Source organism: Methylacidimicrobium cyclopophantes, from assembly GCF_902143385.2.
Lineage (GTDB): Bacteria > Verrucomicrobiota > Verrucomicrobiia > Methylacidiphilales > Methylacidiphilaceae > Methylacidimicrobium > Methylacidimicrobium cyclopophantes.
The window spans coordinates 1-14,166 of sequence record NZ_CABFUZ020000151.1; the positions used below are offsets into that span (position 1 = coordinate 1).

Genomic DNA, 14,166 nt, shown 5'->3' on the forward strand with positions numbered 1-14,166 from the left:
CATCTCCTTCATTCCCGACATATGGATGAGTTGTGTAAAGCAATAGACAGCCTCGCGGGTCTCCATTGCCTTTCGGCATCTCCTTCATTCCCGACCCGTCAGATCAACGGGAGAAGTTGCATCTCACGACATGGGTCTCCATTGCCTTTCGGCATCTCCTTCATTCCCGACCCGCCTCGATTCGCGAACTCCGCTCTCTCGCGGAGGGTCTCCATTGCCTTTCGGCATCTCCTTCATTCCCGACACTTGAGGAGTCTCGATGAGAGATAAGACAGCGATCGTATTGTCTCCATTGCCTTTCGGCATCTCCTTCATTCCCGACGGGACGTCCCTAAGGAAGTCCAGGATCGCCTTGTGAAGTCTCCATTGCCTTTCGGCATCTCCTTCATTCCCGACCTCAACCGAGAAAGGAAAGCATGAAAATCAATTACGGTGTCTCCATTGCCTTTCGGCATCTCCTTCATTCCCGACGGAGGGGCGGCGCGCTACATTCGGTCTTGCTACGGGCACGTCTCCATTGCCTTTCGGCATCTCCTTCATTCCCGACACTCGGTCCGGCGCGTTAGGTCGTCCGGGCGCTGAACAAGGTCTCCATTGCCTTTCGGCATCTCCTTCATTCCCGACTGTTGCGCTGCTTCAACGAAGTCTCGAGGGATATGGATGTGTCTCCATTGCCTTTCGGCATCTCCTTCATTCCCGACCCGCCGAGAGAAGGTGAATCTTTGCCGGGTGTTCGCCGTCTCCATTGCCTTTCGGCATCTCCTTCATTCCCGACGGAGAATGAGGTCGAAATCCCGATTGGAAATCGGGAGTCTCCATTGCCTTTCGGCATCTCCTTCATTCCCGACATTCGGGGTGCTTCGTTACCAAAGTCCGGATAGCGGGAAAGGTCTCCATTGCCTTTCGGCATCTCCTTCATTCCCGACGCAAAGGAGGTCTATGAGTGCGACGGGCTTCCGTCGGTCTCCATTGCCTTTCGGCATCTCCTTCATTCCCGACTCGGGGTCGCCTCATGAAGGCGATCGAGGAGATTCGTCGGTCTCCATTGCCTTTCGGCATCTCCTTCATTCCCGACACTCGGGCTACCCTCATGAAGTCGGTCGAGCAGGTTCGCGTCTCCATTGCCTTTCGGCATCTCCTTCATTCCCGACCATGCCGGGGATTTCGGAGGTTTATTGAAGCGAGCCCGGTCTCCATTGCCTTTCGGCATCTCCTTCATTCCCGACCCAAGATGAATCCACCTTGGGCTCGAAGTACTCGAGTCTGTCTCCATTGCCTTTCGGCATCTCCTTCATTCCCGACCGACGAAAGGCGGAAGGAGATGTATCGGGTTCTGGGCAGGTCTCCATTGCCTTTCGGCATCTCCTTCATTCCCGACAAAGAAAGGAAAATGATGAACGAAAAAGTGGAATTGTACCGTCTCCATTGCCTTTCGGCATCTCCTTCATTCCCGACCTCCTTCCTGCCCGACGAAAGGAGGAAGGAGATGTACAGAAGTCTCCATTGCCTTTCGGCATCTCCTTCATTCCCGACCCTCAAAAGATTCGAGGAGACCTTGTATGATGTATATCTGTCTCCATTGCCTTTCGGCATCTCCTTCATTCCCGACCAACCGGCTGGTGAGAGAATACTCTCACCTCCGGGAAGGGTCTCCATTGCCTTTCGGCATCTCCTTCATTCCCGACTCGACCTCTCTGGCGTGAAAGACGATTTGTTTAAAGGTCTCCATTGCCTTTCGGCATCTCCTTCATTCCCGACCCATTCGGAAACTCGAATGGTTCGCGGAAGATGGTGGTCTCCATTGCCTTTCGGCATCTCCTTCATTCCCGACAGTGCGATCTCCTCTCGAAGGACGGCTACGACCGCGTGGTGTCTCCATTGCCTTTCGGCATCTCCTTCATTCCCGACCCAGGTTACGGGCAATGGAGTCCTGGATGCCAGGGAGCTTGGTCTCCATTGCCTTTCGGCATCTCCTTCATTCCCGACAAGGAGAAGGACGAGATGAACGCCAAACTGAAAGAACGTAAGTCTCCATTGCCTTTCGGCATCTCCTTCATTCCCGACATTCTTACGTTCTGGGTTAGGCAAGCTGAGAATAGGCGGTCTCCATTGCCTTTCGGCATCTCCTTCATTCCCGACCTCTCTGGGTTTGAACCCAAGATGGATTCATCTTGGGTGAGTCTCCATTGCCTTTCGGCATCTCCTTCATTCCCGACAGGTCCACATCACAGACAATAGGTTCGACGACTCATGGGTCTCCATTGCCTTTCGGCATCTCCTTCATTCCCGACCGCAGGTTTGGAACTCGTTGAGGCTTAAGCCCAAAAATCCATCGCAGGTCGGGACTGTGAAGAGGATTAGCGATTTTCCTCCAAGTGCATGGATCGCACAAGCTGAAAGAAGCTGTAGTACGCTGATTCGGAATAGAATACGAATCAGGTCGGGAGCTGGTAGAAAAATCCCGCATTGCGCTCGCGACCCGAAAGAGATCCACCGACGTTTCATACCAGATAGCAGACCACGCGCTCCGAACAGACCATCGTCCCCGCCGTGCGGATCTTCTTTGCGCATTTCGCATCGAGGGTATAGGCGACGATCCGATCCTCTTCGAGATCGAGCTCGTCTTCCAACTTGTTCCAGAGCTCATCGACCCGGTCGGGCTCCAGATAACATTCGAACACGCTATATTGGACCCGCATCCCGTAATCCTCACAAACGCGGGCTATCCGCGCCAGCCGCCGTTGATCCGCAATATCGTAGGCAATTACCGTAAGCATCTTCGTTTCTCCCGGAGGCGATCTTTTGTAGGGGACGGGAGCGAAAGCCTCCTCCCACCAACTGATTGGACTCGAAGAACTTGGTTCTTGTGATTCCTCTCTCATCGTTTCTAGTTCATCAAGAACGGCTCAAACTTTTCCGGGAATTCGAGAGCGGCCTTGTAAGCCGTCGCTTGTCGTTCCAACTCGGCGCGAAGAGTGGTCCGGCAGCCGACCGCTTCGGACAAAAATTGGCGCTCCATACGGCGTTCGTACTGGAGGAGGAATTTTTTCTTCCCCTCCGTCGCGAGGTAGACGCCACCATTGCGTTTTTCGAAGAGTTGCGCGTTGAGGATCTGATGGCTGAAGAGGTCGAGCGCCAGCGCTTCCACGAGCACCGGCCGAAACGGCTCGATGAGGTCGAGTGCCAGCGACCAACGTCCGTCCTCGGTCAGGTGGAGGAGCCCCAACGCGGGATCGAGTCCGTGGGCGTGGAGAAAGCTGGCCGCTTCTGCATAGAGGAGTACCGCACCGTAGGAGATGCAGGCATTGACGGGGTTGAGCGGGGGTCGAGTCGATCTCCTTTCGAAAGGAAACTCGGGCGGCAAAAAGGTCGCCCACGCTTCGAAGTAGCGCGCCGTCGATGCCCCTTCCAGACCCCGGAGTTCCGCGATTGAAGTCGCCCGCGCAATTTGGGAGAGCATCCGTTCCAGAGAGTCGAGGGCGGAGGATGCATCCGCGTTGCGGTTCGCCGCGAGGCGCTGGATCAATCGTCGTTGGTTGTAGACCTTGGCGCTGACGATGCGGCCGGCCATGGTGAGGGCAAAGCCGGAATCGAGCGTCTTGGCGTACTGCGCGAGACGCCACTGTCCGTGATCGTTTTGAGCCGAAAGGAAGCTACCGAGGAAACGCCCGTTGGTTCCCAGAATGTTGATCGGAATGCCGCGGCGAAGCAGCTCGGCGAGAGCAGGCGAGGTGATTGCAACGGTCTCTTCGATCGTGAGTCTATCGAGATCGACGATGGGAATTTCCCGTAAGATCTCGGTATCTCCCGTTTCCCCGCTGGAGGCGGAAACGACGAGCCGTTCAGAGAGAAGACCGACTTTGGCATGACTCTGAACAACGCAGGCGCTTGGCATGGAAGCTGATCGGCGGGCCAACCCGAAACGGGCATGGCCTACACTTGTCCCGGAAGGGCATCGTAAAGCTTCGAAAGGGGATTGCCATCCTCTAGACGTCGGAGGACATCGGAGACCTCGTCGACGGAGCCGAGAAGATCGCGCTTCGCTCTTAGGGTCTTTTCGCTCAACCGGGGATCGCGTCGATTCCGAAGGATCCCCGGCGCGGCAGGAGACGATCGAGCTCCGCGGCAAAGCCGGCGGCCCTGAGCTTCTTCCTCACGGAGCTGAGCAGCTTTCGAAGGTCGTCGTCGTTAGGATCGTCCCAGGCTCCCGCCGCTTGGCGCTGGAAAGATTCCACGGGATGGGTTTGCGATAATCGGGAGAGGAACTCGATTAGCGTGGTAACTGCGTCCTTTTGGGCGGAAAACGGAGGCGAGCCGTTGCGAAGGCGATCGAGAAGGAACGCATAGAGGAGATATTCCCGGGGCGAGAGCGAGACCGAACGTCCATCGACTATCAGGAACGGACGGTCTTCCTGGAGGCTGACGCGAGGCTTTCGTGCGAGCGATGAGAGCCGTTCGGAACAAGATTCCACCAAGGTGGTGAAGTGGCCGGGAAAGGAGCCGATCTGCTTTGGGAAAAGGAGACGGAGGGGAACAAAGGGAATATCCGCTAGCTCGATTTGCGCCGCATCGGAGGAAATGGTCCGGAGAGCACGCTTTCCGGGAATAGGGAATGAGTGGCGAGAAGCCGGGCAGGTAGGGAAGTAGAAGCGAGGTGAGAGCCGGGGATCGTCGAAGGGCTCGTTTACGAGGACATGGGTCACTCGGTCTTGGGGTCGGCCGAGGAGGGAGACGCAGGCATACAGCAGGGCGCTCATGGTCTTGCGTCCGCCGGCGATCGAGGCGATCAGCGCGGTATCGGGGTTTTCGCTGATCCGTCGCACCTCCTCCAAGAGCGCGTCGGCGAGGGCTTCGTTTTCGGAAGCGCGGCGGATGTCCTCCAAGGGCCGCCTTCTCCCTTCCCGAGGATCGGGATGGCCGAGCAGCCGAATCTCATCGAAGATCAGGCGGGGAGAGCGGTCCTCACGATCCCGCAAGAGGGTCTGACGGAGGATTTCCCAAACCGAGCATCCCCCGAAGGCCGGGGAAGGGGAAAAAAGTTCTTCTTCGGCGCACCTCTTCCCCGCGCTGGTAGTGAGGATGCAAATCCGGTGAGGAAGAACGGGAGGATGCTCATGGGCCAAAGCCCAGACGGTTTCCGTCACGACCGCGGGCGCCATGCCCGTCACCGCGAGCAAGACGATCTCGCGGGAAGAGCGGGAATCGGGGTTGGCTTCCGCCGCCTTCGGCAGGAGTGGGCCAGAAAAGTCGCTCTCCGGCGAAGCCGAAGGCTTTTTTGGAGAGTTGCGGAGCGGATCCATTTCGATTCGGGAAGAAGTCGGGGGAAGAGGGGCCATGCCACCGGAATCCGTAGAGTGCGTCCTCCTATGAATCCGCTACCGTTTGCGAGGCAATTCTAGGCAGGTCTGCAAGCGTTGCGCAAGAATGGGAAAAGGGATCTTTCGGGCGGAGGCTTGGCCGCGGGCGCCGAGACCAGCGGTGAGCTTTGCAGGGATCGCGCTGCCGCCTCTTTGGGCTGCAGCTGGTGGGCTTTCCGATCTGCGACCGGGGCGCGCCTTCGCTCTCTCCCGAGAGAGGGGAGAGCGTGGGGAAGGAACCGGTGAAGGGAACGGAGGAGACGAGCCATTGGATGGCACCGCGCGGAAGCCGGGCTTGGGGAAAGAAGCTCTCCTCTTCGCGGGAAGCTTCCGGTAAGAGCGGTCGTCTATTCGGGCTCGGAGCCCACGAGGACTCCGATCGCGGTGTAGTTGTCGTCGTCGGCAAGGGTGGGCGCTCGCTCTTGTCGGAGTGCCTCCATCCGGCGGAGCCAGTCGGAGGCGCTCGCGGCCTTCCCAAGCTCTTTTTCCATATCCGCTTCCGGAAGGGGATCCCAGAAGCCGTCGGTGCAGAGGAGGAGGGCGTCTCCCGGCTCGAGCTCGCCTTCGGGAGAGATCTCGGGTTCCGGCGCTCCCGGCCCTCCGAGGCAGCGGAGAAGGACGTTCCGGTTGGGATGGGAGCGGATCTCGTCGGGAGCGATCATCCCCGCATCGCAGAGGGCCTGGGGGAGGCTGTGGTCCTTCGATTGGAAGAAGACCTTCCGGTTGCGGAACCAGTAGAAGCGGGAATCCCCCAGGGTGATCGCTCGGAGACGGTGGCCTTGAGAGACTGCGGCGGCGATCGTCGACCCCATGCGGGAGAGCTCGGGCTCCTCGGCTTGGCGGATCTTGATCGCCCGATCGGCTTCGACGACGTAGGAAGAGAGGCTTTCCGGCGAGAGGGAAGGGTGGAGTCGGAAAGCTTCGAGGAAGGCGTCGACGGCGAGCCGGGAAGCCACTTCTCCGCCCCGCTCCCCCCCGAGGCCGTCGGCGACCACCCAGGCGATCGTCTCGCCGTGGGCCGCCCAGCGGCAGGCGTCCTCGTTGTTCGGGCGTCCGCCCCGGTTGGTGAGCAAAGCGCTATCGAAGTTCATGGGGGACCGCGGCCATTCTCGGGATTTCCCCTTATTCTCTTTTCCTTCCTCTTCGAATGGTCAAGAAGCGGCTGATCGAAACGGAGCAGGGATTGCCTTGTCGACCCTGCGCGTCCCGGACATCATCGTGCCCTGCGATGCGGGAGAGCGGAGTCAGGCGGTGTCGGATTTGTGGATGCGAGGAAGAGCACCCGATCCATTTGGCCAGAGAGATGATCCTCGGCAGCTTCGAACGCTTCCTCTATTTCCAATGCCTCGAATGTGGCTGCCTGCAAATCGGCGAGATTCCTTCGAACATCGCCGACTACTACCGCCACCAATATCATGCTCGGATCTTGGAGCTCCAAGCGCCGGCTCCGAAGGCCTTCTCCGAGCTCTGCAAACGGAAGGCGGCCGGATTGCTCCTCTCGGCGCCGATCGGAGAGGGTGCCATTCCATGGCCGCTGCGAAAGATCTTTCCTGGATTCCTCTGGCAGTTCCGGGAGCTCGGGTTGCGGCTCGATTCCCCAATCCTCGACTACGGCTGCGGACGGGCCCATCTGCTCCTGCGGCTTCGCAAGTGGGGATTTCGCCGGCTTTTCGGCCTCGATCCCTATCTGCCCGCGCAAGAGTTGGTCGAGGAGGGGATCACGCTGCGGAAAGGAGATTGGACGATTTTGCGCGGGTCGTTCGACCTCCTGATCCTCAACCATGTGATCGAGCATCTCGAGGAGCCGCTGACGGTCCTCAAAGCGCTGCGGGAGCACCTCGCGCCGGGCGGGACGATGCTCGTGAGCACGCCGGTCGCCGACAGCTACGGGTGGAGGAAATTCGGCAACTCCTGGGCGATGTGGGATCCTCCGCGTCATCTCCATCTCTTTACGGCGAAGGCGATGGCGATCGGCGCCGGCAGATGCGGGCTCCGGGTGGCGAAGGTCAAGTACGACGCCGGGAAGAATCTCTGGGCTACCTCGCAGTTCTTTGCCCTCCATCCCGAAAGGAAGGTCGAGATCTCGCAGGAAGAGTTGACCGAGCGGCAGAGGCCGATCCGCAAGTGGGCCCAGTTGCTCGATGAGATCGGGGACAGCGACATGGCCACCTTCTATCTCAAGGCGGCTTGACCGCTTTCGTCGGCCGGAAGGTGCGGAGAGCTTCCGGGAGCCTCAGGATGGTCCGGCGGCTTTCGGGCCGTAACGAGTCTCGGGGTGACGCCGAAGATGCCATACCAGAATCGCCAGTCGAGCCGCCGGAGGGCGACATCGGTCATTCCCGTTTCCGGGAGCCACTCGACATACTCCTCGGTCCGGAAGAGATCGGCGATCAGGAGCCGGCCGCCCGGCTTGAGCACCCGGACCGCCTCGCGGATCGCTTCCTTTCGGCCCTCGGGAAGGGGGATGTTGTGGATGGCGAGATTGCTGATCACCAGATCGAACGCGTCGTTCGGAAACGGGAGCGCGCGCAGATCGCCCGTGTGGAGCTCGCACCGTTCGGCCACCCCTTCCGCCGCGAGGTTTTGACGGGCCGATTCGAGGGAGTTTCCCGACTGATCCTCCGTCCGCCAGAGGTCGATCCCGACGGCCCGTCCTTGGGGGAGCAGCTTGGCCAGGATGGCGAGGATGGCTCCGCGCCCGCAGCCCATCTCGAGGGCCCGCTCATCCCCGCGGAGCTGGAGAGCTTCGAGCAATTCGGCCCAGACGGAAAACTTGCCCCGCAGCGTCGAGTAGAAGAAGCTTGCGGGCAGTTGCAGGAGGGCCGCTCCCCCGAGAAATTCGAGGGCCCGCTGGAAGAGGGGCTTCGTCGACCCCGGGAGGAGCGCGAGGCCGAAGAGAAGCAATCCGGCCGCCGCCGGCCAAGAGAGCCCGCGGACGGCCGCCCATCCCCCGTCGATGCCGTAGCGGCCTCGGTGGGAGGCGAGCCGGCGCAAGAGCGCCTTTCGGGAAGTTGGATCCATATGGGCCCACCGGTATCGTAGCCGCTCCGCCCTCTTTCCTCCACGCTTTCCCTTTGGGCGGCGGTCCGCGACGCGTTTTGCGGGGGAGGAGGACGATTGGCAAGCGGCTTGCTCTTTGGAGGGAGGGCGCGGAAAAGAAGAGCCATGGCACCTTTCGAAATGAACTCCTTCGTCGGGAAAGGGCTCCTGGCGCTCATCCGGCAAGGGGATTACGCGCATGCCGGAGAGGAGGAGGCGATCGACCGGGTCTTTGGCGCGCTGCCGCGATCCTCGGAGCGGTGGCTCTTGGATGTCGGCTGCGGCCGGGGAGGGACGGCCGACTACCTGCGGCGGGGGGGATGGGGTCGTCTGGTGGGGCTCGATCGAGACGCCACCTCCCTGGCTTATGCTCGCTCCCGCTATCCGGAAGTCCTCTTCGTCGAAGGCGACGTCGTCGACGCGCCCCGGCTCCTCTCTCGGAAGTTCGCCCACCTCTATGCCTTCAACGCCTTTTATGCCTTCCCCGACCAGCGCGCGGCTCTGGCAGCCTTGCGGGAAGCGGCGGAAGCAGGAGCGGAATTTCGCCTCTTCGACTATTGCGATCGGGGCGGCTTCCAATCCGATCCGCTCCTGGTTGGAGGCATCCGGATCCTCCCCCGCCCGGTGGAGATGGAAAGGCTCCAAGCCGATCTGCGGGAGTCGGGGTGGCAGCTCGATTCGGTGACCTTCCTCCACGAAGAATATCGGGGTTGGTATGGGGATCTGCTCGCCCGGATCGAAGCCAAACGGGCCCAAATCGTCTCGGCGGCGGGAGAAGAGGCCTTCGACTATCTTCGCGCCGTCTATGGAGGGATCCTGGGCAAGATCGAGGGGGGACTTCTGGGTGGGGTCTGGGTGAGGGCGGCGGCGGCGTGAGGGCGGGGCCGCGAAGGAGCCCGCCGAGGGCGGACTCCCCGGCGAGTGGAGGGCTCTTTCGGTTTTGCTTCCCGACCGTCCTTGGAAAGGGAGCTCCCTTTCGAGACGGCCCTCTCCCCGCATGGGAAACCCCGGGATTTGGGTGGAAGCCCCGAGGAGGGTAGGGGAAAAGAGGGATTCGGGGCGCGGAAGCAGAAGAATCCTCTTCTCCCTGGTCAAATGGGGAGAATGCGAGTAGAGTTCGAGCGACAAGACGCTCGTGAAGAGGATTCTCATTTTCACGGCTGGATTCGGGGAAGGCCACAACACGGCCGCGCGCAACATTCAGGAGGCGCTGGAATGGGTCGCTCCCGACGAGGCGCACGTGGAAATCGTCGACCTCTTCGAATCCTGCTACGGTCGATTCAACGGAGTGCTCCGGCAGGCCTACTTGGCCGCGATCAACCGGACTCCCCTGCTCTGGAAGGGGATCTACTCGCTCTTCGATCGGACGACTCTGCTCGAAGACGGCATCGCGGCCCTGGCTCGGATGCAGCGCTCCCTCGACTGGCTCTTGCGGGAGATTCAACCCGATGCGGTGCTCTGCACCTATCCGATCTACAACTATCTAATCGACGAAATCTTCCGAGACGGCAGACGAAAGAACTTCTGCCACATTACGGTCGTGACCGATTCGATCACGGTCAACTCCTTTTGGCATCGAGGGCCGAGCGATGTCTTCCTGGTGGCGAACGAAGAGACGGCCCTCGCGTTGCGAGCGGCGGGCGTCGAAGAGCAGCGGATCCAGGTGTTCGGCTTTCCGGTCCAGCTCGATTTTCTCGAAGCCAAGGAGATCGGCTTGGAAGAGGAGCTCGAGGAGGATCCGCGGATCCTCTACATCATCAACTCGGGGAAGAAGAAAGCGACCAAGATCATCGAGCTCTTGCTCCGCCACCCTCGTTGGCGGACCACCGTGGTCGTCGGTCGCGATCGAGCGCTCCTGGAGGAGATCCGGCGTCTTGCCAAGGGATCGGAAGAGAAGCTTCGGGTGCTCGGTTGGACCGATAGGATTCCCGAGCTGCTCCTGACCCATCATGCCCTCATCAGCAAGGCCGGGGGAGCGACGGTCCAGGAAGCGGTGGCGGCGCGCTGCCCGATGGTGGTCACGCAGATCGTCCCGGGGCAAGAGGAGGGGAATTTCGACCTTTTGCGCCGGCGGGGGGCGGCCCTCTACGCGGAAAAGCCCCGCCAGATCCTTCAGGCGCTCGAAGAGCTCTTCGAGGACGGCGGCAGGCTCTGGAAGCGGATGCGGTCGGCCTTGGGGGGGATCAGCCGCCCCGACGCCTCGTTGCAGATCGCGCGCTTCGTCCTCGATCAGGCGGTGGTCGAAAATGCCGCCCCGGATGCCCTGCCCGGCTTCCCTCGCAGGGATCGGGATCTCCTTCCCGAGGGAATCCCGCAGCGGCCGGAAACGGCCCAGGTGCTCCTCTGCGATTTTCATATCCACAGCACCTATTCCGATGGGCGCCTCTCCGTCGGCGAGATCGTCGACTTTTATGGACAAAGGGGCTTCGATTGCATCTGCATCACCGACCATATCGTCGATCCGACTCGATTCATCGGCAGGGTCTGCCAGCTCACCGGCCTCGTGCTCTCTCCCGATCTGGTAGGGGAGTATTTCGAGGTGCTTCGGCGGGAAAAGGAGAGAGCCTGGCGGAAATATCGGATGATCCTTTTCACGGGCCTCGAATTCAATAAGGACGGCTATCGGGCGAAAAGCTCGGCCCATCTCCTGGGGATCGACCTCCGGCATCCGATCGATCCGAGCCTCACCTTGCCCGAGATCATCGGGGAGATTCGGGAGCAGGGGGGGCTTTCGGTGGCGTCGCATCCCCATAAGTTTCAGAGCGTCTGGGGCCCGAACACCCTCTATCTCTGGGAGAACCAGAAGCAGTTCGCCCCGCTGCTCGACGCCTGGGAGATCGCCAATCGCGACGATCTCTTCGCCCCGATCGGCTTGAAGCGGCTCCCGTTCATCGCCAACAGCGATTTTCACAAGCCCAAGCATATCGATTCGTGGAAGACGGTCCTCTTCTGCGAAAAGGATCCCGAGGCGATCAAGGAGTGCGTCCGCATCAACCGCAATGTCGCGCTCACCCTCTACAGGCGCCATCGCTTTGGATCGCTGCTCCGCTCCCCGGAGGAGGAGCTTCTCAAGGCGTAGAGCCGCCTTCCGAAAGGGCGGGCTTTGCGCAGAGAGACCCCTTGCGGCAACATGGCTTGCGACCGAACCGACCCGGCCGTTCGCCTCTTGCGGCTCCTCCTGCGCTCTCCCTCGGGGAGCAGCGGCGCGGTGGAGGAGCTCGCGGCGAGGAGCGGACTCCAGCCGCCCGCCGTGGAGGAGGCGATCGGGCGGATGCAAAAAAAGGGCCTTCCGCTTTTCCAGTCGCGGGATGGCCGGTGGCGGTTGGAGGAGCCGTTTCCCGATCTCGTATCGGCTGAGGAGCTGATCGCCCGCTCCGAATCCGAGAAGGGGGCTCCGATCGCCTGGTCCGCCGCCTTCTTCGAGGAGGTCGAATCGACAAACGAGACCCTTTTGCGGGAAGAGGCGAGCGGGGTCGCGGAAGGGCGCGTCGTCGTGGCCGGGCGGCAAAGCCGCGGCCGGGGACGGTTGGGCCGGCGCTGGGAATCGGGGTCGCCGGGCGGGATCTACGCCAGCCTCCTGCTCCGTCCACGACTCGCCTTTACCCAAGTCCATCGGCTGACGATCCTCACCACCCTTGCCGCGGCCGAAGCGGTCGAGGAAGTCACGGGCTTCTCCCCGGCGATCAAGTGGCCCAACGATTTGATCGGCCCTCAAGGCAAGTTGGGGGGGATCTTGACCGAGGTGAGGGCGGAGGGAGGAGGCCTTCGGGGAGCGGTGGTCGGGGTCGGCCTCAACGTCGCTCAGCAAAGAGAGGCATTCCCCGAAGCGATTCGGGATCGGGCTTCCTCCCTTCGGATCGAAACGGGCCGGGAGTTTCGCCGGGTGGAGATCTTGGCGGCCCTTCTTCGGCGGCTGGCGCTCCGATACGAAGGCGACTTTGCCGAAATCCGCCGCCTCTGGGAATGGCGATGCGAGAGCGTGGGAAAGATGGTTCGGGTTCTGCAGGGAGGGTGCGTCGTGGAGGGCTATGCGCTCGGCTTGGACGAGGACGGGCTGCTGCTCTTGCGAACCGAAGCGGGCGTGATCCTGCCCCTTTTGGCCGGGGAGCTGGTGGGAGTCCGCTGACTGCCGCGCATCTTGCGGGGGAGGCCGCGGATTGCTTATTTTTTACCAAATATAGGAGAAAAGCGAGATGATTCCTCTTGAGGATGGCTTTCAGGACGTGATTGGCAAGGCCGCGCGCGGGCTGGGCCTGACGGATGAGTCGTTGGCCCGCGCCGCCGGGCTGACCCCCGATCAGCTGCGCCGTGCGAAGGCGGGAGAGTTCGACGAACGGGTGGTTCGCCGGTTGGCGCCCGTCTTACGGCTCGATCCGGAGGCACTGGTCGCCTTAGGGAGAGGGGAATACCGCCCCCGCGATCCGGGGGAGATTCCCGGGTTTCTCGCCTTTCCCACGCGCTGGGGGGATATGATCGTCAACGCCTACCTCGTATGGGATCTCGGGAGCCGGGAAGCCGCCGCCTTCGACACCGGGGGCGATTGCAGCGCCATGGTCGAGGCGATCCGGGAACGGAAGCTCCGGCTCGGGTCGATCTTCCTGACCCACACCCATGGGGATCACATCGCTTCCTTGGAGCGGTTGAAGGAGGAGACGGGGGCCCACGCCTATGTCGGCGACCGGGAGCCGATCGAAGGGGCGGAGCCCTTTGCCGCGGGCCGAGAGTTCCGTCTGGGCGCGCTCTCGATTCGGACGCTTCTGACGAACGGCCACTCGCCGGGCGGCATCACCTACCTCGTTTCCGGAGGCCCCCGCTTGCTGGCGATCGTCGGAGATTCGCTCTTTGCGGGCTCGATGGGCGGCGGGAATGTCTCCTATGCGGACGCCTTGCGGAACAACCGGGAGAAGATTCTGACGCTGCCGGGCGACACGGTGATCTGCCCGGGGCACGGCCCGCTGACCAGCGTGGAGGAGGAGCGGCGCCACAACCCCTTCTTTGCTTCGTAGCCGCCGGAGAGGGTTCGACCTCCGATTGGAGAAATCGGGCAGCTTGCGAGGCGACGGCTGCATTTATTCTTGTCAGGAGGATCGCTCTCGATATGGTAGCCGATGCCCGGCTCGGATGACTATTCGAGTAGAGGAAAGAAAGGGGAATCCCGCTGAGGAGAAGGGTGGCTTTTCCCGGCGCGATCTTCCCCGTTCTTTTCGTTCGGATCGGGAAGCTCGCAGGAGCGAGAAACAATCCATCAGCAAGGAGATTAGTTGCCTATGAAACTGGTACCATTGATTAGTTCGGGTGTAGCGGGCCCGTTGGGGGTGCTCCATCTGCCTCGGTTTTGGCTGAAAGTCGTCTTGGCGGCCAAGGGGATGTTGGCGGAAGGTTACCCCGACTGCGGCAAGGGCTTCGACAAGATGACCCTCGATGCATTGGGCTTGGACGAAGCGGAGACCCTCCACTATCTTCGGAGCGAGCTGCCGAGCTATCCCCAGTTCGAAGCCTGGATCTTGCGCAAGAAGGGCGGGAAGATCGAGAAGGCGACGATCATCAAGCACAATTGCGCCGTTCTCGGATATATCCATGATGCGGACACTCGGCGCGCGATCGTTTCGGCGGCGGGTCTTCCCGATGACGGATCGATTCCGGACGCGGTCAACCTGAACAACCTGGACGATTGGACCGAATTCCATAAGTGGCTGAAGAGCCAATAAGAACGAAGTTCAGAAAGCGATCGGAACGAGCTTGCCATTCCCGAAGAGGCTGAACGCCTCTT

The 14,166-nt window shown here is 61.2% G+C and carries 11 protein-coding genes and 1 CRISPR repeat array; of the genes, 6 read left to right on the forward strand and 5 right to left on the reverse strand.

Annotated elements, in window-relative coordinates; translation table 11 throughout:
- Nucleotides 1-58: 58 nt before the first annotated feature.
- Nucleotides 59-2,291: direct repeats of the CRISPR family, unit length 37 nt; unit sequence GTCTCCATTGCCTTTCGGCATCTCCTTCATTCCCGAC.
- A 210-nt stretch (nt 2,292-2,501) separates the two neighbouring features.
- From cas2 to FN369_RS07070, 4 genes are all read right to left on the reverse strand, one after another.
- On the reverse strand, nt 2,502-2,777 hold the full coding sequence (gene cas2 / locus FN369_RS07050; protein WP_178087738.1) for a CRISPR-associated endonuclease Cas2: 276 nt from the start codon (nt 2,775-2,777) through the stop codon (nt 2,502-2,504).
- Nucleotides 2,778-2,887: 110 nt separating this feature from the next.
- Nucleotides 2,888-3,895 (reverse strand): CRISPR-associated endonuclease Cas1, encoded by a 1,008-nt coding sequence (gene cas1 / locus FN369_RS07055; RefSeq protein WP_142525477.1) that lies wholly within the window; start codon nt 3,893-3,895, stop codon nt 2,888-2,890.
- Between the two features lie 166 nt (nt 3,896-4,061).
- Complete coding sequence (gene csm6, locus FN369_RS07060; RefSeq protein ID WP_142525478.1) at nt 4,062-5,336, reverse strand: CRISPR-associated ring nuclease Csm6; 1,275 nt, start codon at nt 5,334-5,336, stop codon at nt 4,062-4,064.
- Between the two features lie 368 nt (nt 5,337-5,704).
- Nucleotides 5,705-6,448, reverse strand: coding sequence for a PP2C family protein-serine/threonine phosphatase (locus FN369_RS07070; RefSeq protein ID WP_142525480.1), 744 nt, complete (start codon nt 6,446-6,448; stop codon nt 5,705-5,707).
- A 212-nt stretch (nt 6,449-6,660) separates the two neighbouring features.
- Here FN369_RS07070 and FN369_RS07075 point away from each other — a divergent pair, with 212 nt between their 5' ends.
- A complete protein-coding gene (locus FN369_RS07075; protein WP_246189602.1) occupies nt 6,661-7,548 on the forward strand; it encodes a class I SAM-dependent methyltransferase in 888 nt (295 codons plus the stop codon).
- On the opposite strand, the gene FN369_RS07080 is transcribed toward FN369_RS07075, so the two are convergent.
- Complete coding sequence (locus FN369_RS07080; protein ID WP_142525482.1) at nt 7,530-8,378, reverse strand: class I SAM-dependent methyltransferase; 849 nt, start codon at nt 8,376-8,378, stop codon at nt 7,530-7,532. The genes FN369_RS07075 and FN369_RS07080 overlap by 19 nt on opposite strands.
- 144 nt (nt 8,379-8,522) lie before the next feature.
- Between FN369_RS07080 and FN369_RS07085 the strand changes: the two genes are divergently transcribed.
- From FN369_RS07085 to FN369_RS07105, 5 genes are all read left to right on the forward strand, one after another.
- Nucleotides 8,523-9,272, forward strand: coding sequence for a class I SAM-dependent methyltransferase (locus tag FN369_RS07085; protein WP_142525483.1), 750 nt, complete (start codon nt 8,523-8,525; stop codon nt 9,270-9,272).
- A gap of 259 nt (nt 9,273-9,531) precedes the next feature.
- The gene (locus FN369_RS07090; RefSeq protein ID WP_142525484.1) at nt 9,532-11,475 is read left to right on the forward strand and encodes an MGDG synthase family glycosyltransferase; all 1,944 of its coding nucleotides are present in this window, start codon (nt 9,532-9,534) and stop codon (nt 11,473-11,475) included.
- Nucleotides 11,476-11,526: 51 nt separating this feature from the next.
- A complete protein-coding gene (locus FN369_RS07095) occupies nt 11,527-12,522 on the forward strand; it encodes a biotin--[acetyl-CoA-carboxylase] ligase (protein ID WP_142525485.1) in 996 nt (331 codons plus the stop codon).
- Between the two features lie 67 nt (nt 12,523-12,589).
- A complete protein-coding gene (locus FN369_RS07100; RefSeq protein WP_142525486.1) occupies nt 12,590-13,402 on the forward strand; it encodes an MBL fold metallo-hydrolase in 813 nt (270 codons plus the stop codon).
- A gap of 261 nt (nt 13,403-13,663) precedes the next feature.
- Entirely contained in the window at nt 13,664-14,104 is a 441-nt protein-coding gene (locus FN369_RS07105) for a DUF5069 domain-containing protein (RefSeq protein WP_142525487.1), read from the forward strand.
- Nucleotides 14,105-14,166 lie beyond the last annotated feature (62 nt).

Coding starts and splice junctions, on each gene's coding strand:
- cas2 (WP_178087738.1), bottom strand. CDS start 2,777: ATGCTTACGGTAATTGCCTACGATATTGCGGATCAACGGCGGCTGGCG.
- cas1 (WP_142525477.1), bottom strand. CDS start 3,895: ATGCCAAGCGCCTGCGTTGTTCAGAGTCATGCCAAAGTCGGTCTTCTC.
- csm6 (WP_142525478.1), bottom strand. CDS start 5,336: ATGGCCCCTCTTCCCCCGACTTCTTCCCGAATCGAAATGGATCCGCTC.
- FN369_RS07070 (WP_142525480.1), bottom strand. CDS start 6,448: ATGAACTTCGATAGCGCTTTGCTCACCAACCGGGGCGGACGCCCGAAC.
- FN369_RS07075 (WP_246189602.1), top strand. CDS start 6,661: ATGATCCTCGGCAGCTTCGAACGCTTCCTCTATTTCCAATGCCTCGAA.
- FN369_RS07080 (WP_142525482.1), bottom strand. CDS start 8,378: ATGGATCCAACTTCCCGAAAGGCGCTCTTGCGCCGGCTCGCCTCCCAC.
- FN369_RS07085 (WP_142525483.1), top strand. CDS start 8,523: ATGGCACCTTTCGAAATGAACTCCTTCGTCGGGAAAGGGCTCCTGGCG.
- FN369_RS07095 (WP_142525485.1), top strand. CDS start 11,527: ATGGCTTGCGACCGAACCGACCCGGCCGTTCGCCTCTTGCGGCTCCTC.
- FN369_RS07100 (WP_142525486.1), top strand. CDS start 12,590: ATGATTCCTCTTGAGGATGGCTTTCAGGACGTGATTGGCAAGGCCGCG.
- FN369_RS07105 (WP_142525487.1), top strand. CDS start 13,664: ATGAAACTGGTACCATTGATTAGTTCGGGTGTAGCGGGCCCGTTGGGG.